The sequence below is a fragment of the Chryseobacterium antibioticum genome, assembly GCF_012927325.1.
GTDB classification, from domain to species: Bacteria; Bacteroidota; Bacteroidia; order Flavobacteriales; family Weeksellaceae; genus Chryseobacterium; species Chryseobacterium antibioticum.
The window spans coordinates 17132-36173 of the sequence record NZ_JABBGI010000016.1; the positions used below are offsets into that span (position 1 = coordinate 17132).

A 19042-nucleotide genomic window follows, 5' to 3' on the forward strand; every position below is an offset into this window, starting at 1 on the left:
GCATTTTATTTGCTACTAATCTTAAGTTTAAAATAACTATACAAATGAAAAAACGAAAACAAAATCAAAGTGGAAAAAAGTTATCTTTGATAAAATTACAGCTTAGCAAAATTACTAACATGGGTAATATTCAAGGGGGAGGACCGTCTCAAGCTCAGTTTGGTTCTGGTGACTGTATGTTCCCAGAAGATGCCAGTTCGCCTGTTGACCATGGTATTAAGCCTCCTACTCAATAATTTTTGTAAGATTTATGAAAAATAAAATATTTATCATTACTACTTTTTTATCAATTTTCCTTCAGGCACAGAAAATAAATTTGGCGTCTTCGGTCCCAGTTACAGAAAAACGTTTCGGAATTACTATTATCGACGATTATAGAAATCTCGAGGATCTAAATAATTCTTCAACTAATCAATGGATGAAATTTCAGACAGATTATACCAATTCTACCCTTAGGAAAATTCCCAATTGGGATAATTATTTAAATCTAAGGACTGAATTGGATAAAAAACAAGGATATTCTGTATCTGATTTAAAAATTACCAGTAATGATAAATATTTTTATTTAAAAAGAAATGCTGGGGAAAAGACGGCGAGAGTGTATTATAGAGAAGGATTTGCAGGTAAAGAAGAATTGCTATATGATCCATCTAATTTTGTTTCTACAAATGCAGAGAAAGCTTCAAACCACCATGAATTTGTAATTAATGTGATAAGCCCTAGTTGGGACGGTAGTAGATTGGCAATTTCTTTATCCGAAAAAGGAAAAGAAATTTCTGAGGTGATAATTATGGAAATTAAAAGCAAGATGGTTCATCCAGAAATTATTACACAATTGAATCCATCTACAATTGGTGGTATTAAATGGCTAGGAGATAATTCCGGCTTTTTCTATGTGTACTACCCTGATGTGAATGTTAAATCTCCATTATTTGCAAAAAACACTCAAACAGTATTACACAAAATTGGAGAAGATCCAAATAAACGAAATGTTATTTTTTCGAGTCTTAATAACACAAATTTAAAAATTACAAAGGATGAGTATCCTTCCATATTAACATATGATCCCAATGATAAGTATTATATTGGTATATTAGTTGATGCCGAGGATTTTAGAAAAACATTCATTATTGATAAAAAAGATCTTCTATCTGGTAAAAAAAACTGGAAACCTCTATATAATAAGGATAGTAAAGTATTTTTTTTAAGAATAGTTGGTAATGAAATTTATTTTTTGTCAGGATTAAATTCCTCCAATTATAAATTATGTAAGACCGATCTCACAAATCCAAACTTCAATAATCCAGAGGTATTAGTCCCTGAAAAGAAGGACGAAGTAATTAAAGGCTATTCCATTACTAAAGATGGGATTTATTATAATACAACTAAAAATGGAGTGGAGTCAAAATTATATGTACTAAAAGATTATAAAGAAATTCCAATAAAACTTCCATTTGTTTCTGGAAATATTGACTTATCATCAAAAGGAACAGATTTTTCTGATATATGGGTAAAATGCTCTGGTTGGGCGAACGCAGAACAGAGATACAGATATGATTTAAGTACAAATACTTTTACTCAGGAAAACCTTGCTCCTATTCTTGAATATCCTGAATTCAAAGACGTTATAGTTGAAGAAATAACTGTAAAATCACATGATGGTACAGAAGTTCCTTTATCATTAATTTATAGTAAGAATCTTAAAAGAGATGGTTCAGCACCAGTACTTATGCAGTGCTATGGGGCCTTTGGAGAATCTTATTATCCATTTTTTGCCATTAGCTATTTGTCATGGGCAAGCCAAGGAGGTATTATAGCAGTACCTCATGTACGTGGAGGTGGAGAAAAGGGAGAGCAATGGCATGTTGATGGAAAGAAGTTAAAAAAGCCAAATTCATGGAAAGATTTAATTGCTTGCGCAGAATATTTAATAAATAAAAAATATACTTCGACTAAAAAAATTGCTGTATGGGGAGCAAGTGCTGGTGGAATATTAGTTGGTCGAGCAATTACAGAAAAACCTGATTTATTTGGAGCTGCAATTGTAGAATCTGGAGTTTTAAACCCACTCAGAGTAGAAAAAAGCGGTAATGGTGGAACTAGTATTAAAGAATATGGAGATCCCAATGATTCAATTGAGTTTAAAGGTTTACTCGAGATGGATGCTTATCAACATATTAAAAAAGGAGTTCAGTACCCAGCTATGTTAATTTGTGCAGGAATTAATGATCCAAGAGTTTCACCTTGGCAATCATCTAAATTTTCAGCAAAAGCGCTGGCGAGTAGTACATCTGATAAACCTATTTTATTAGATATTGATTATGAAGGTGGTCATGGAGGAGATGTCACGGTACTAAAAAGATACACTAGTTTAAGCGAGATCTTTGCTTTTGCATTTTGGCAGTTGGGGCATCCTAGCTATCAACCTAAAGAAAAAAGATAATGTCTCGTTTTCCTTATAATTTTTTTGAAGAGTTCGTAGTCCGAACACCATTATTTTCTTATAAAACATTTATACATCGCTTGAGTAAGGATGACATTTCGGATATTGAACTCAGGGAAATTTACTCTAATGTTTTTTTTCAAGAAGCGGTTTATCTTGCTTCACCAGATCTATATAATGAATTAAGAAAGTGGTTTATTAGAGAAAAAGAATATTCAGAAAAGGATCAATATAGATTAAAAAATACTCTTCTAAAATATTTTAGCCGTATCAGCTCCCGTTGTACCCCATTTGGACTGTTTGCCGGAGTTGGTTTAGGAATATTTAATAGTGATATTTCTATTTTATCCGAAAGGAAAGATATTGCCATCAAAATGATTCGGCATACCACACTGGATATGCATTTTCTTGTTTTATTATCCCAATATTTTACTACAATATCTGAAATAAGAGAAAAGTTATTATTTTTTCCTAGTACTAGCATTTATAAAGTAAGAAATAAACTACGGTATATAGAGTATGAATATGTTAACGGCAAAAGAGAATATATAACATCTACTGCATTACTTTCTAAAGAATTAGAGCGAATACTGCACTTTTCCCAGCAAGGTAAAACTATTTCTCAAATTGCGGATATTCTAGTGAATGAAGATATTACAAAAGGCGAAGCAAAAGAATTTGTAGAAGAACTTATAGAAAATCAATTATTAATTAGTGAGTTAGAACCTCATGTTTCTGGGGTAGATTTTTTATCTATACTTATTTCTTTTCTAAAAAATAAAGAAATAACAAAAGAGTATAATACTTTGATTACTATACGAAAAAAACTTGAAGAGCTGGATGGAAATATTTCAAATGACACGCAACTTTACCGCGAAATAGAAAATCTCATTAAGTCTTTTCAAATAAAATACGAGGGTAAATTTCTTTTTCAAACCGACTTATATTATCAAAATAAAATAGAGCTTCCTCTACGTTGGAAAAATGAGTTGAAGACGGGAATAAGTTTCTTAAATAAAATTACACTTATTAGTAAAGAAACTTATCTTGAAAGGTTTAAAAAAGCATTTCTTGAAAGATTTGACCAAGAAGAAATTCCATTACTTTATGCTTTGGATACAGAAATAGGAATTGGCTATAGACAGGATATTATTGCAAAAGGAGTACATCCATATCTAGCTGGTTTTACAATACCTGTATCTAAAGGAAAACAAGAACTTAATATTAGACTGACCTCGTTACAAATTCTGCTGAATCAAAAACTGCAAGAAATACAGTTTGAAGATACTACAATTATTCAGTTAACCGATGAAGATTCCACTGATTATGCAGAAAATTGGGAAGATATACCAGATACTCTTTCTATTGTAGCGGAAATTATTTCTGAAAATAATCAAGAAAAACTTGTATTACAAGGATATAGAGGAGGCAGTGCGGCAAATTTATTAGCTAGATTTTCCTCTGAAAAATCTGACATACGGAAAGTAGTAAAAAGTATAGCCGAAAAAGAATCTGAATTAAATTCTAATTATATTTTAGCAGAAATCCTTCATCTGCCCGAAGCTAGAATTGGAAATATTATAAGGAGACCAAGCTTAAGAAGTCATGAAATTCCATATTTGGCACAATCTATTTTACCAAAAGAAAATCAAATATCTGTAGACGATCTCTATATTTCTGTAAGAGAAAACAAGATTGTTTTGCGATCCAAAAAATTAAACAAAGAAATAAAGCCTTATTTAAGTAATTCACATAAGTACTCTGCAAATTCCCTTCCTGTCTATCACTTTTTGTGTGATTTACATTCACAAAACATTCACCCAAAATTACAGTTTGATTGGGGAGATATGAGACATTTATATATTTTTTTGCCAAGGATAGAATATAAGAATATTATTATTTCGAGAGCTTGCTGGAGAATTAGTGAAAAAGACTTGAGACCATTAAAAGAAATGATCAACAATAAATTAGGATTGCTAAAACAGTCAAATGAATGGAGGCTAAAAAGAAAAATTCCTGCATGGGTACAATGGGTAAGAAATGATAATACTTTAACCTTAAATTTGGAAAATTATGAAATGTTAAAATTATTCATTCAAATTGTCAGTAAAGAAAAGGTAATTTTAATAGAAGAGTTTTTATACAATGAAAATGACAACTTTAAACGTGAATTCATTTTTCCGATGTATAAGGATAAAAAAAATTAATGATGATAGAAAAAAGAAAATTTATTATAGGGAGTGAATGGCTGTGCCTAAAAATCTATACAGGAGTAAAGACTGCTGATATTTTTTTGGAAGAAGCTATTGTCCCGTTAATAAAATATTTTCAAGAGAATAATTATATTTCGAAATGGTTTTTTATCCGCTATAATGACCCGAAGGCACATTTAAGAGTAAGATTTAAATTAAACAATACCAATGATTATAGCAGAATCCTTGACAAAACCAATGAGACTCTGCAAGAATATATAGGCAGCGGAGAAATTTCAAATATTGTAATTGATACTTACAACAGGGAGCTTGAACGTTACGGGGGAAACATCATTGAAGAAGCTGAAACTCTATTTGATAAAAACAGTGAATTTACTTTACAATGTCTGCGTTATGATGATGAAGAAAAAATCATTGTTTCCCTATTTTACATTAATGAAATTCTAAATAGACTCAACCTTTCAATTCAGGAAAAGCTAGAATGGATCAAAGATTTCAATGCTGCCTTTAAGCAGGAATTTAACGCAGATAAAAAACTCAACTCTCAACTGGATAAAAAATATCGGGAGTTTAAACCAAAACTTTTAGACTTTCTTACATCAGAAGAATTTTTGGAAGAGAGAAATACAATCATTTCTAATATTGAAGAAAGTAGTTCAGTAATACAAAATATTTTCCACCACAATAAAAGCAAATCTTTAGAAGTGTCTTTACAAGATTTCTTTCGAAGCATATTTCACATGAATATTAATAGGCTTTTTGTATCTAATCAGAGATTATTCGAGATGATAGTATATGATTATTTGTTAAGGTATTATAAAATGAAATTTTACACTGCTTTGTAACTTTGTGTAGAATCGTATTGGTTATGTTGGAAATAGTGTCACTAAATTCTTTATAAAAAAAAACTGTGGCTCCCCAACTCTCGTCAGGTTAATCGGGAATATTGATTCCTTTTGCTTGTTCAAACTTTTTGAAAAATCCTTCTAATGTATATCGTTCGTGCCTACATATACTATAAATTATAGACATGGGAACATCATAACCTTGAGGTTCTTTTAATTTAGTTATTGTTGAGGCGCTAATTCCACAAAGTTTAGCATATTTATTTTGAGAAATAACATTACCTTCTTGATCATGAAATTCACGTAAAAATTTAAACTCAATAAAGTTGCATAAGTGTTTATTTACAAGAGCATTTTTTTTATTCAAATCGTCTTTATTTTTCATTATTTAATAACTTGTATCAAAAGAAAAGATTATGTTAAAAAATACTGTTCGCTAAAGCGAATGATTTAAAAAAAAATTCTTATATTTGTAAAATAAGTTACAGAAAATGTAATTTTGCGATACTTCAAAGAATATTAGAAGCTATTGCTTAGAATCTCGCTTTTGAAAACTGGTAATTTTTAACGTACGAGACGATAAGCAGGAAGCTCACGACCTAGGCGTGGGCTCTCTTATCTGTACGTAAGGTATACCAGTGCCTCAAAAGCGGATATTGTAGAGTTCCATGCCGTTTTATTTCCAATGCAGTTCTGCCTTCTACAATTATTTTTCTAAGCCCGCTTTACAACATAGAGTATCATATGACACGATACAATGGGGCAAAAAATCCATTGCGGCTTTACAGCTTTCACGGGAACACAAATTTCATTCATATTTCAATTGATGGGCTTAGGGCAGGAGGTGATGCCGTGTGCTTAGACTTCCTCCCAAGCCTTCATCAATCAGAGATTAAAAACTAAGTAAAACAATCGATTTTTAAGAAACAGAAAGTGTAAAGTATAGTAACCATAGAAAAAGAAAGAGAAAAGCCCTTTCCGCACCAGAGTTTATTCGAATCTACGCTGTGCAGGAAAGAGCCTAAGTGCTTAATTAAATTAAACTTTTCAAAAGTATGAAAAAAAACTTTTGCAGCCTAGGTCATATTCAGTTGGCTTTTGGCTTCACATTGCTGGTGTCTTGTACAGCAATAGGACAGGTGCGCGAAATTTCGGGCACGGTCACAGAGAATAATCTGCCTGTTAAGGGAGTATCCGTATTTCAACAAGGGAGTGATGCAGTAGCGTTGACCAGTGCTTCCGGTAAATATGTAGTGCGGGTTTCAGGAGAAGATCCTGTACTTATATTCCAACATCATGATTACGGGGAGCGGAGGGTTTTCGTTAGAAATGGGAATGTCTTTAATATTTCTTTGTCTCCAGCTGAGAAAACGACAACGACGAATGTAGGGGAAGTGGTCCTGAATGCAGGATACTATAAAGTAAAGGATAAGGAGAGGACGGGAAGTATTGCGAAGGTTTCGGCTAAGGATATTGAAAATCAGCCTGTGGGTAATGTGCTCTCTGCGGCTCAGGGAAGGGTAGCGGGGGTGAATATTGTTCAGAACTCGGGAATGCCGGGTGGTGGGTATGATATCCAGATAAGAGGTAAGAACAGCCTTCGTTCACTGGCCAATAGCCCGCTTTATGTAGTGGATGGAGTTCCGGTGGGAGGAGAAATGGCCTCTCAGTTTTCAGGGTCCATCCTTCCTGCCAGCAGTATTAATCCGCTTAACAGTATTAATCCCTCCGATGTTGAGAGTATTGAGATTCTTAAAGACGCTGATGCCACGTCGATTTACGGATCGAGAGGAGCCAATGGGGTAGTTCTCATTACCACAAAAAAAGGCAAATCAGGTAAGTCAGGAAAGTTGGACCTAAATATCGGCACTTCGTATTCTGTGAGCTCTGTAATCAGTAACCTTAAAATGCTAGGTACAGCAGATTATATCAGAATGCGGAAACAGGCGTACGTAAATGATGGAGTTTCTGTATATCCGCCCAATGCGTATGATATCAATGGAATATGGGATCAGACAAGGAATACGGACTGGAAAAAGGCTCTTATCGGGAATACGGCAGATGCTTTTAATACTCATATTTCCCTAAGCGGAGGAAATGACAGAACCAGTTTTCTGGTGGGCTATGGACATAGTGAGCAGTCTACCGTATTTTCAAAAAACTTTAAATATACGACGGATCATATTTCAAGCAGTATCAGCCATAGTTCTGAAGATAAACGTTTTCAGCTGACTGTCTCCAACAGGTTCTCGCTTCAGAAAAATAATCTGCTCAGTGAGGATATCACCCGGCAGTCCCTGCTTTTGCCACCTGATGCTCCGGCATTGTACCTTGAGGATGGCAGCCTAAACTGGGAGAACAATACCTTTAATAATCCGGCAGGGCTTTATAACAGTTCCTATTCGTATGAAAGCAAGCAGTTTTTAACCCAAATGAATATGCAGTATGAACTGCTGGAACATTGGTTTTTGAAACTTAGCGGCGGGATCAATTACCAGTCTTTTGACGAAAGGTCCTTAAAACCCAATACGATGTATAATCCAGCTTCCTATCAGGGGCAGTCCAGTGCAAACTCCCAGTCTTATAAAAGCAGTCAGGACCGCTTTTCCTATATTCTGGAGCCGCAACTCAACTGGCAGAGGAAAACAGGACGCCATGCTTTTGATGTACTGGTGGGAACGACTTTTCAGAGTGAGGTCAACAGACAGGGCTCCATGCAGGGATTTGGGTTTGAGAGCAATGCTTTTATAGAGAATATAGGGGCCGCCAGATACAAGATCATCACCGATCAGATAAAGACACAATACCGCTATGCCGCTTTTTTTGGAAGGATTAATTATCAGTATGCCGGAAGATATATTATTAACCTCACAGGAAGAAGAGACGGAAGCAGCCGTTTTGGTCCTAATAATAAGTTTGCGAATTTCGGAGCGGTAGGGGCAGCGTGGATATTCTCTCAGGAAGCCTTCCTGAAGGATAAGAAATGGCTGAGCTTTGGGAAACTGCGCACGAGCTATGGAAGTACAGGAAGTGACAATATCGGGGATTATGGATATCTTGATACCTATGATATCTCAGAATCCCTTTACAATAATACAGCAGGTCTGAATCCTTCAAGGCTGTATAATCCGAATTACAGCTGGGAGAAGACCACAAAACTGGAAGCTGCCTTAGAGCTGGGGTTGGTAAGGAACCGGATTAATCTGACGACAGCGTGGTACCGCAACCGCTCCTCAAGCCAGCTGGTAGGCTATCAGCTTCCTTCTGTAACCGGGTTTTCAAGTGTTTTGGCCAACTTAAATGCCACGGTCGAAAACTCAGGATGGGAGCTGGAACTTTCCGCAAAACCTTTTTCCGGTAGTGGTTTTCAGTGGGAAACAGGTTTTAATATCAGCTTTCCTGAAAACAGGCTCGTCTCCTTTCCGGGACTGGAAGGCTCAACCTATGCCAATACCTATATGATAGGGCAGCCTATTACCATGGTTAAGGTGTATCAGTACGAAGGAATTGATCCTTCAACAGGACTGTACCGGTTTAAAGATTTTAACGGGGACGGGAAGATCTCGGCTCCTGATGACAGGAAAGCGGTAGAAAATATAGGGGTGCGGTATTTTGGAGGTTGGAATAACACGCTGAGGCTTGGGAATTGGAATCTCTCATTTTTATTCCAGTTTGTCAAGCAGAAGAATTGGAACTACCAGAATATCATGCCCATACCGGGCAGCATGAATAACCAGCCTAAGGAGGTGCTTGATGTATGGTCCACAGACCATCCTGATGGTACCTACATGCCGTATTCCTCGGGAACCAACGGGACAAAGAATCAGCTCCATGTCTTTTTTATGAACAGTACGGCAGCGGTGTCTGATGCTTCTTTTGTACGCCTTAAGAATCTGGAACTGGGATATCAGATTCCCGTGAAAGGAGTGCTTAAAAATGCGAAGGTCTATTTTCAGGGGCAGAACCTGCTGACCTTTACCAGGTATTTCGGGCCGGATCCTGAGTTTAGAAATATAGGCTATCTGCCTCCTCTTAAAACCTATTCATTAGGCGTACTGATTTCACTTTAAATGCTAAAAAAATAACAATGAAAAATTTTAAAATCTTTATATCTCACTATAATAAAGGGGCAGCCTACAGTATATACGGCTTGCTGGTGAGTGTATTTTGTTTATGCCTTTTCTCGTGTGAGAAAATGCTGGAAGTGGAAACGCCTTCCAACCAGATCGGGAAAGATAAGGTCTTTGTGGACGTTCAGACTGCTAATGCTGCACTGGCAGGACTCTATGCCGGACTGAGGGATAATTCACCGCTTTCAGGGGAGGCATTGGGGCCTTTCCTCGGCGTGTATACCGATGATCTGGACTCTTATGCTTTGACGGATACCAATGGGGTACTGGCTCTTTATCATAACCAGCAGACCGACACCAATTCGACCGTCTATTCCATATGGTCTACGGCCTATCAGCATATCTATGCAGCCAATGCCATTATAGAAGGTGTCAGAGCATCATCGCTGTCTGCTGAGGATAAGAACAGGATAGAAGGGGAAGCACTTCTGATAAGAAGCATCCTGCTGTTTTATCTGCAGCAGATCTTTGGAGCATCTGCTTATCCTGTAAGCACGGATTATACGGTTAATCAGTCTCTGTCAAGAGTGGAAGCCGGAGAAGTCTTAACACGGCTCGAGACAGACTTGTCCCGCTGTATTCAGCTTCTGCCCGATGGATACAGGGATGTGGAAAGGATATTTCCTAACCGGAAAGTGGCAGAACTGATGCTGGCCAAAGTATATATGCTGGAGCAGAAATGGAACCAGGCGGAAGGAATGCTGAAAACAATTACAGCAAGTCCGCTTTATATTTTTCAGAATGATCTGGCCCAAGTATTTCAAAAAAATTCAGGGCATATTCTGTGGCAGTTAAAATCTGCGGGTCCCGGTGATCCGACCAAAGAAGCGATGCTGTATTACTTCTCAGCGGCAGCTCCTACGAATTATGCACTTTCTGAAAACCTGATAGGGGCATTCAGTTCAGACGACCTGAGAAAACAAAGCTGGATGGTTCCTGTAACAGTAAACGGGAAGACCTGGTATCGGGCAGGTAAATATAGAAATACAATGAATAACAATACGGAATATTCTGTGGTGTTTCGGCTGGAAGAAGTGTATTTGCTGCTGGCTGAAACACTGGTTCAGCAAAATAGAATGACAGAAGGGCTAGGGTATGTCAATCCCATCCGGCAGAGAGCAGGACTGAGCCCTTTAGCATCGGTTTCAAAAGAAACGCTGCTTGGTGAAATCCTGCTTGAAAACCGCAGGGAGTTTTTTACAGAAATGGGACACCGCTTTTTGGACTTAAAAAGAAATGGCAGGCTTGGAGATTTACAGGCCGTAAAACCGAACTGGAAAGCTTTTCACAACTTATGGCCCGTTCCTCAGAAGGATCTTCTGCTTAATCCCAATCTTAAACCTCAGAATAATGGCTATTAATATAAACAGACTGCTGATTCTTCTTTTGATTTTTCTGGGCATGGTATGCTATGGGACTGCGAGGAAAGATTCGCTTCAGGATAAAGCCTCTAAGTACTATAATATAGCCGTCAATCAGGTGTCTGATGATGGGAAGTGGATTGTGGCAACGAAGGTCTACAGGCATAACTATGATACTGCGGTGGTACTGGCCACAGGTAGATCAGCAGTGAAATCACTGGTAGGCACGCTGAGCAAAAAGTATCAGTATTCCTTTGTTAAAGGCAGCCAGCTGTTAGCATTGGGACAGGGAAAAGCCATCATGTGGAATCTACTGACCGGAACTAAGAAAGAACTGATGGCTCTTGCAGATAATAATGATACAGGAAATATAAAACAGAGCGGGATTATGGAGAAAGGGCAGAAATACTTTCTGCAGACTAGTGACAGTGTTCTTCATATCTACAATGCGAAGTCTGCGTTGTTGGAGAGAGTAGATCGGGTGCAGTATTTCATAGTGGGCAGTTCAGAATCTGTATTGTACATCGTGAAAAAATCAGGTAGGGAGACTCAGCTGATAAAATATTCAGGTAATAAGCTTAGTGTCGTGTATACCACACCGGGTATTATCCGTAGTATAGAGGAAATGCCGTCAGGCAACTTGCTGATTGTTAAAGGGGAAATGAAAAGCAGGTCAGATCGGGACGCCCGGTCCCAGAAGGTTGTTTTTGTTGATGTCCGGACAGGAAAGACTGTGTTTCCGGATATTGGAGAGATTCCTCAAAGTGAGTATCTGCGTTTTACGGAGATCCAAAACGGGAGAGGGATCATGATTACCGGAATAAAGCATATTCCCGCAGAAAAGGGAACGGTTGATATCTGGTATGGCAATGACGGAAATTTGGAAGCTAAAGAGGAGGGAACCTCAGTGCTCAGGTATTGGATGTGGGAAAAAGATGGCAATACCATAAAGAAAGTTCCGTCTGATCGTTTTTCAACGGTGGTAAGCCTGGATAGTCCTAATTATTTTTTGATGTTTAATCGGGGTGAACTGCAAAACTACACCACCTTGTTTCCTTTGATTCATGCCTATATCTATGATCTTAAAAATGACAGCTATAAAGATTTGGGAATCATGCAGGCTGAAATTTCAGTGGCGAATGGTGGAGGGTATTTTCTTTATAAAAATACAGATGAACGCTGGGTGCTGGTTAATAGGAAGACTTTTGATACGTTACCGTTAATGAAGGAGGATTTAAAAAAGGCATCTTTCAGTCCTGATGGTCAAACGATCTTTTTTGAAAGCAGTAGCGACCTTTGGAAGTATAATATTAAAACAGGCCGGTTTACAGCATTGAATATTGATCATAGCAATGAAGTAAAGATCCTGACAAAGAAAGAAAATGATTTATATCCTGAGACCGGTTATAATTTTCGTAAAAGTATACTGGATGTCAATCTTCCGGTATTGCTTTCGGTAACTAAAAAAGGAAGTATTGAAAAGACATTCTTTAAATGGGATAAGGGAAGACTTGAAAAGATAATGACTTCTTCCAGCTCCAATATCACATGGTACAAGACAGGTCACTCTTTAGATGATGCAGTCTATGTGGAAGAAAGTCTTCATTATCCTCCGCGCATTGTATACAAAGAGACCGGGAAAGAAAATGAAAGGGTAATATTTCAAAGCAATACCCAGGATAAAACATCAGCTCTGATCAGAAGAGATATCGTTAGTTTTAAAAATACGGATGACCAGCCTTTAAAGGGACTTTTGTATTATCCCATAGGCTATACTGAGGATAAGAAATATCCAATGGTGGTGCATATTTATGAAGTCCAGAGCAGAAATCCTAACCAGTATTTATCACCTTTGAATAATTTTCCCGTGGGATTTGATATTAAAAAACTACTTGAGGAAGGTTATTTTGTGTATCTGCCGGATATCGTAAATGGTTCTTTAGGAGTGGGATGGTCAGCGCTAGATTGTGTGGAGAGCTCATTGAATGCGTTAAAAGATCATCCGAATGTTGATCTGAGTAATGTGGGACTGATAGGTCATTCTTTTGGAGGATACCGCACCAATTTTATTGCAACCCGTTCCCATCGTTTTAAAACCTATATTTCGGGAGCTGGAGCAGCTGATCTGACAAGAATGTATTTCTCCTATAATTATACATCATCTACCCCTTTTTACTGGCAGTTTGAGGAAGGACAGTATAATATGCATTCCTCTTTTGCAGAGAACAAAAAGCTTTATGTTGAGAATAACCCCATTGAAAACGTTCACAAAGTGAGCGTTCCCATACTCCTGTGGACCGGAATGGAAGATAAGAGGATTGTATGGGATCAGACGATGGAATTTTATATTGGGCTCAAAAGAAATAAAAAAGATGTGGTGGCTCTTTTTTACCCGGGAGAAGCCCATGTTTTTACGACTGGCTCAGAGGCTGAAAAGGACTTGGCCTTAAAGATACAGGATTGGTGGGATTACTTTCTAAAAGGGAAAAAACAGATCCCATGGATTAACAAACAAATGACAAAGGATGCTGATTAGTATCCTTTTTAAGTGGTTTTGTTGAGAGGCTTTCGCCTTGTAAATAAATTAATTACAATAACAATAATAGCGATGACCAGAAGAGTATGGATTAAACTTCCGGTGTCCATACCGGGGATGATTCCCAGCATTATTCCTAATAGCCATACAATGATTAAGATCACTGCAACAAGCCTAAATAAGTATCTCATAATAATATTTTTGTGGTTAGTCTATTGGTGAAGCTTTATTGATACCTTTTCTCATTTTTGCTGTCTGGGTAATCCATTCCAGACCGTAGTTATCGCTTTCCCAGCCACATACAAGTATATAATAGATGAGATGAAGTAAAGAAGGATGCTCTGCAGCATCCTTCTCATTTCTCATGGGTTGTGGTTAAGGTAGAATTTCATATAACTCTCCGAAACACTGGGACCCACCCATTCTTTTTAAATTGTGCATACCCGTTGCATCAGTATACGTACAAAGTACACCAGTGTTAACGGTTTCACAGTTTTTAACCGGGACACACGTAGGTTCCCCAAAATTGCCGACTCTGTATCCAATAGTAATGACTTTGGATGAGCTGCTTTCGATGTTCGATGCTAATGCACCACCTGTGCCCATAATTACCAGGGCTACAGGAATAAGAAATGTTTTCATAAAAATTGAAATTTGGTAATGCTTACTCTTGGATCAGGTTTTCAGCTTCCCCTGTTGTAAAATATTTTACGTTTGATGTTCTGTATTGATAGCGGATTAATCTTCTGCCGATAATAGCATATAGGTATTGATCGGTAACCATTATTTGAGAAACGGGTTGGCGATCGATATGATCGATATAAAAGCTTCCCATATATTCTTGTTTATCTGTACGGTAGATGTCAATTACCGTTGCGTTTCTCCAGCGTTCCCTGGGTTCATGCTTTCCCATTAAATGAGATTGGTTAAATAGGAGTGTTCCATTGGCTGTTAAACCAGAGTTGACTTTTAAGGGAGGAGACCTTAACTTCCTATTTCCATCTGAGAGTTTTACCGGCTGAATCTGCGCTTTTGAAATGGTATCAATGGTTTTGAGCCTGCGTTTTAATTGTAGTTGATTATTCATAATCAGAAATTGATTTCTGTAGGCATACATATAAAGGATGTTTTTGCTTTTTGCATTAGTAAGCAGCTGACCATCAGCATCAAAAACTCCGTCAATCTGTTTTTCCAATAGGGTAGCTAACAATCTGAATTTAGGCTGTTCATTGATGCTAAGCATTCCCAATTCATATTCGCTCGTTTCACTGCTGCGGATCCTTACTGCAAAATGAGCAGAATCAACAACGGCAAGCTGATTGAAGTATATATCATTATGACTGACTGTACGGGCAAGAGAATCTGTTGTTTTTCCTTTGTATATAATGGGAACACTGCCATCATAGAGATAATAATTAAATCCTGCGACCTTAAATTGTAAATTGGTATAAGTGAAATCGGTCTGATCAGGATATATGCGCATTGATTTTAATACGGTAAAAGTATGTCCAACAGATGTCAGGATTAGTGGAGTAGATTTGTTTCCAAGAAATATTTGTTCATCATTATTTCCTGCAAAATAATAATGCTCATTATCCAGTTCCAGTACTTTGTCCTCGATGATGGGGTGGGGCAAGAAACGTCTGGTAAAACCGTTCTCTTTTTTAATATTATTTTCAGAATTTATAAACAGGAAAATAACGGTAAGTCCGCTTATTACAATGGTTGTAATGATTTTAAAATAGACCTTGTATAGGGAATACTGCTTATTTCTGTTTATTACGATGGCACTAAGTGCTAAAACTACACATGCGATATTGAATAATAAATGTTCGTTCCAATCCATTTTCTCCAAAACACCTCCACAGGAACACGGAACAAAATCACTGTAATTCAAAATAAGATAAATATAGATCGTAAAGGCTGTCATTAAGCCCAGTGAAGCATATAACCCAATGAGCCTAAGTCTTGGAATCAGCAATAAGAAAACGATGATGAGTTCCACAATAATGACACTGTATGAGGTAAATCCTGCAAAAGCAGTGAGCAGGGGAGACTGCGCAATCTGTATCTGGAAATTTTCAAAGTCCAAGGCTTTACTCATCCCTGCATAACAGAATAGCAGCACAAAAAAATAAGCGATGAGCATGGTTATGATGTGGGCTGTTTTTTTCATAATGATAGTTTGTATGTAATGATTTATCCTATCTGAACAAGTTTCCATTGTACTTTTTTGCCGCAATAGTCTGGCATTTTGCTGCCTTTGGCGATGGGGCATGTTGTTCTGAAACTTCCTATACTTTCCCAAATTCCGCTGATAGGGCAGTGTAACCCGGTGGTCCGGATGATGGGTTTTGTACAGAGATTCATAGCGTAGTTTTTTTAATTATTTTATGGTATCAGGTTCCAGTTTCCAGTCCTGTCCGTCTTTTATGGGTGGATCTTTTTCATTATCCGGTACTTTTAAAGAATCTTTATTTTTAAATGCAGTGCTTTCTGTTTTCTGCTTTTTATTCAAACTTGGAATATCAGGATAGATCACTGCGTCTTCTGATTCTCTGCAAGAATAAATACAGAGAAGGCATAATAAAATTGTTGTTATTGAGATAAACTTTTTCATGATAATTAGATTTTTAAATTTATCCCGGCCGAGTTTTTATTGGAATTCCTGAGTCAAAGGTATGGGGCAAAAAAGCCTGAAAAAAAAGTTTGTGGGTGTGATTTAAAAATCCCGACGTCAAAATTTTTAAATTTTGACATATATTATCATGAGATAAATGTTTATTGATGGGGATTCAGAATTTTTTATCTTGTTTTAGTGAATTACTGATTTTTAATCAATAATTTTTAACATAATTTGTTTAATTTTGATAGGATTCGATTTTTTAAAGAGATAATTATGACAATCCTCAGGAACATTTCCTTTGTTTTTTTAATTTTGTTCACATTCACCTGCTTACTGGCATATGAAAAACCGGATTATGCGGATATAAGAAAGCATTATGAAGACTTAGAGAAGAATGATATCCGAGCTCTTCCCTATGTTAATCAGTATATTAGAAAAGCTAAGAATGAGGCCAATTTCGCTAAGCTTGTACAGGGATACAGGGATGCGGTGCTTTTTACCCCTTCAGAACAAAAGAAACTGGTTTATGCTGACAGTACTATATATGCTGCTTTGCGTTCCGGGGATAATGATCTGATCAGTATTGCTTATTTAGGCAAAGGAATTATTTATTATTTCAATTTTATAAAATTTAAACCGGCATTAGATGAATATGTAAAAGCATATCAGTATTCAAAAAATACAAAGGACGAATATCTCAAACATAAGATACTATATCATCTGGGAGTTGTGAAAAATTATTTAGGATACTATAAGGAGGCGATAGAGCATTTTAATGACTGCATTGCTTTTTTTGAACAAAAAACTAAGGATCCGCTTCACCCTAATGAAATATATAATAACAAAAGAGGATATCTGAACAGTCTGCATCAGATTAGCGTATGTTATAAAAATGATGAACAGTACAGCAGATCAGACAGTATTGTTAACATCGGTCTTTCAAAAGCTAATGAAAGTAATGACTTTTTGTTGGAAAAAAGCTATTTTTTAAAGTCCAAGGGGATCTTAAACTTTTATCATGATAATTATGATGGTGCTATTTTATACCTGAACCAATCACTGCCGGCCATAATTAGGGTTGGAGATTTTGAATGGGTTTCTATTATTTATTTCTACCTTGGAAGAAGCCAAATGAAAAATAATCAGGAAAAAGCGATCAAAAGCTTTCAGAAAGTAGATTCGATCTTTAATAAGCATCATTTTGTAGTACCTCGAATAAGAAGCAATTATGAATTTCTTATCGATTATTACAAGAAAAAAAAGAATATTGATAAAGAACTGTATTATACGAAGCAATTATTAAAAGCAGACAGTTTAATTTCTAAAGATTTTACGTATTTGTCTTCTAAAATACATAAAGAATATGACCGGCAGTCCTTGCTGGATGAAAAAGAATACCTGGAGCAGACTAATTTTAACAGGATGGTATTAACGATTATATTTTGCATTTTGGCTTTTATTTTTTTGCTTCTTTTTATTCTGCATTACCGTAAAGAGCGGAATATTCGGATCAAATACAAAGCACTGCAAGATAAATTTGATTCTGCAGATTGGGTAAACAAGGCTCAGACAGAAAGTGTTATTCTTAGTATTGAGCCTAAGAAAATGATTCTTACCCCTGAAATTAGTCATGAACTCTTTGAGAAATTAAGTTCATTTGAAAAGAATCACGAGTTCACCCAAAAAGGTTTGACACAGAACAAATTAGCCTCAATGCTAAAAACCAACACCTACTATATTTCGACATTTATTAATGAAACTAAGGGAATGAATTTTAACCGTTATATCGGAGAGCTGCGGATCAACTATATTACAGAGCTCTTATATTCGAACCAGAAATACCTTAACTATACTATTGACGCACTAGCGGATGAATGCGGTATTTCTACCCGCCAGAGTTTTTCAGATCTGTTTTTTGAGATTAACGGAATCAGACCCAAAGATTTTATTCGAAAAAGGAAGGAAGAGGTTGGGAGTGATTGAAATTCAGTTGATTAATGGGATTTTTGTAAATTTTCTAAAAAAAGATATGATTACAAAAACATTTTTTAGAAAAATCGAAAAACTGGGGATAAGCTTAAACCGGGAACTTGACATCATTTCAAAAGAGCAGTTATCTATTGTTGAAACAGCCGAAAAATCACTTATTAAAATTGATGAAACCATTCGTGAGATCAAGATTTCAATGACTGAGGTGGTTTTTGAAAGTGTTGCAGAGGAAGCATATTTCTTTAAAAACCTAAAACCATTATTTATTTCAAAGTTTATTTACTACTCAAAAATACTGAGTATAGAAACATCAAGACCAAATGCAGGGCAGAAAGAGCTCAGGAAATATTATGAGAATGAGCTTTCAAAACTAAAAAACTATTATTCGGAAAACAGGGATTTTTATATCTATTACCGCCGGAATGCTACTTATCTTGATCATAAATATTTTGTCCGCAGGTCCTATGACCTTAAAATGGAACTCTCATCCGATCTGTATAACTTTGATGAAAACTTCACCAGCTCCCATGACCTTAAAATTGCACAGATCATGGCTAATGAAGATTTGGAAGTATATATATTAAACATAATTAGTACAATCGGCCAGCTTTCTACAGGGAATAATTCTTCCAAATTCCCACTGGTCTGGTCGGCATCAAAGGTTTCACTCGTAGAACTGCTGTATGCGCTTCATCAGACACGATGCTTTAACGGAGGAAATATTGAATTCAGTGAAGTAATTAAAGCTACAGAAAAGTTATTTGAACTTGATTTAGGCAATTCTTATAAAACGCTGGGAGAGATTAAAAGCCGAAAAAATGGAAGAACAAAATTTCTGCAATTATTGAATGATAATTTAAACCAGCTGTTTCTTGAGAGTGATGCATAAATAGAATGTC

16 protein-coding genes are annotated in these 19042 nt (G+C 36.5%); 9 read left to right on the plus strand and 7 right to left on the minus strand.

Features of this window, described 5'->3' with window-relative positions; all coding sequences use genetic code 11:
- The first annotated feature begins 44 nt into the window (after positions 1 to 44).
- From HHL23_RS13305 to HHL23_RS13320, 4 genes are read left to right on the plus strand one after another with little or no spacing between them, the layout of a single operon-like run.
- Positions 45 to 236: a hypothetical protein gene (locus tag HHL23_RS13305; RefSeq protein WP_169235281.1), complete on the plus strand. Its 192-nt coding sequence runs from the start codon at positions 45 to 47 to the stop codon at positions 234 to 236.
- 14 nt (positions 237 to 250) lie between these two features.
- A complete protein-coding gene (locus HHL23_RS13310; RefSeq protein WP_169235282.1) occupies positions 251 to 2443 on the plus strand; it encodes a prolyl oligopeptidase family serine peptidase in 2193 nt (730 codons plus the stop codon).
- Positions 2443 to 4650 carry a lantibiotic dehydratase family protein gene (locus tag HHL23_RS13315; protein WP_169235283.1) on the plus strand — a complete coding sequence of 736 codons (2208 nt, stop codon included), beginning with the start codon at positions 2443 to 2445 and terminating at the stop codon, positions 4648 to 4650. Before HHL23_RS13310 ends, HHL23_RS13315 begins: the two co-directional genes overlap by 1 nt.
- Positions 4650 to 5501: a thiopeptide-type bacteriocin biosynthesis protein gene (locus tag HHL23_RS13320; RefSeq protein ID WP_228464751.1), complete on the plus strand. Its 852-nt coding sequence runs from the start codon at positions 4650 to 4652 to the stop codon at positions 5499 to 5501. The genes HHL23_RS13315 and HHL23_RS13320 overlap by 1 nt, the downstream gene beginning before the upstream one ends.
- 88 nt (positions 5502 to 5589) lie before the next feature.
- On the opposite strand, the gene HHL23_RS13325 is transcribed toward HHL23_RS13320, so the two are convergent.
- Complete coding sequence (locus HHL23_RS13325; RefSeq protein ID WP_169235284.1) at positions 5590 to 5886, minus strand: helix-turn-helix domain-containing protein; 297 nt, start codon at positions 5884 to 5886, stop codon at positions 5590 to 5592.
- Between the two features lie 670 nt (positions 5887 to 6556).
- Here HHL23_RS13325 and HHL23_RS13330 point away from each other — a divergent pair.
- The 3 genes from HHL23_RS13330 to HHL23_RS13340 are packed head-to-tail and all read left to right on the plus strand — an operon-like array spanning position 6557 to position 13528.
- A complete protein-coding gene (locus HHL23_RS13330) occupies positions 6557 to 9571 on the plus strand; it encodes a SusC/RagA family TonB-linked outer membrane protein (protein WP_169235285.1) in 3015 nt (1004 codons plus the stop codon).
- Between the two features lie 17 nt (positions 9572 to 9588).
- Entirely contained in the window at positions 9589 to 10992 is a 1404-nt protein-coding gene (locus HHL23_RS13335) for a RagB/SusD family nutrient uptake outer membrane protein (protein WP_169235286.1), read from the plus strand.
- Positions 10982 to 13528: an alpha/beta hydrolase family protein gene (locus tag HHL23_RS13340; protein WP_169235287.1), complete on the plus strand. Its 2547-nt coding sequence runs from the start codon at positions 10982 to 10984 to the stop codon at positions 13526 to 13528. Before HHL23_RS13335 ends, HHL23_RS13340 begins: the two co-directional genes overlap by 11 nt.
- A gap of 8 nt (positions 13529 to 13536) precedes the next feature.
- Here HHL23_RS13340 and HHL23_RS13345 read toward each other — a convergent pair whose 3' ends face one another.
- The 6 genes from HHL23_RS13345 to HHL23_RS13370 are packed head-to-tail and all read right to left on the minus strand — an operon-like array spanning position 13537 to position 16148.
- Positions 13537 to 13719 (minus strand): lmo0937 family membrane protein, encoded by a 183-nt coding sequence (locus tag HHL23_RS13345; protein ID WP_169235288.1) that lies wholly within the window; start codon positions 13717 to 13719, stop codon positions 13537 to 13539.
- Between the two features lie 16 nt (positions 13720 to 13735).
- Complete coding sequence (locus tag HHL23_RS13350) at positions 13736 to 13894, minus strand: hypothetical protein (protein WP_169235289.1); 159 nt, start codon at positions 13892 to 13894, stop codon at positions 13736 to 13738.
- Positions 13895 to 13903: 9 nt separating this feature from the next.
- Positions 13904 to 14170 (minus strand): hypothetical protein, encoded by a 267-nt coding sequence (locus HHL23_RS13355; RefSeq protein ID WP_169235290.1) that lies wholly within the window; start codon positions 14168 to 14170, stop codon positions 13904 to 13906.
- 22 nt (positions 14171 to 14192) lie between these two features.
- Positions 14193 to 15704: a MauE/DoxX family redox-associated membrane protein gene (locus HHL23_RS13360; protein ID WP_169235291.1), complete on the minus strand. Its 1512-nt coding sequence runs from the start codon at positions 15702 to 15704 to the stop codon at positions 14193 to 14195.
- 23 nt (positions 15705 to 15727) lie between these two features.
- Positions 15728 to 15898, minus strand: a complete 171-nt coding sequence (locus HHL23_RS13365) for a hypothetical protein (RefSeq protein WP_169235292.1) — start codon at positions 15896 to 15898, stop codon at positions 15728 to 15730.
- Positions 15899 to 15914: 16 nt separating this feature from the next.
- Positions 15915 to 16148, minus strand: a complete 234-nt coding sequence (locus HHL23_RS13370; RefSeq protein WP_169235293.1) for a hypothetical protein — start codon at positions 16146 to 16148, stop codon at positions 15915 to 15917.
- A 318-nt stretch (positions 16149 to 16466) separates the two neighbouring features.
- Here HHL23_RS13370 and HHL23_RS13375 point away from each other — a divergent pair, with 318 nt between their 5' ends.
- The gene (locus HHL23_RS13375; protein ID WP_169235294.1) at positions 16467 to 18137 is read left to right on the plus strand and encodes a helix-turn-helix domain-containing protein; all 1671 of its coding nucleotides are present in this window, start codon (positions 16467 to 16469) and stop codon (positions 18135 to 18137) included.
- A 46-nt stretch (positions 18138 to 18183) separates the two neighbouring features.
- Positions 18184 to 19032, plus strand: coding sequence for an RteC domain-containing protein (locus tag HHL23_RS13380; protein WP_169235295.1), 849 nt, complete (start codon positions 18184 to 18186; stop codon positions 19030 to 19032).
- The last annotated feature ends 10 nt before the right edge of the window (positions 19033 to 19042 follow it).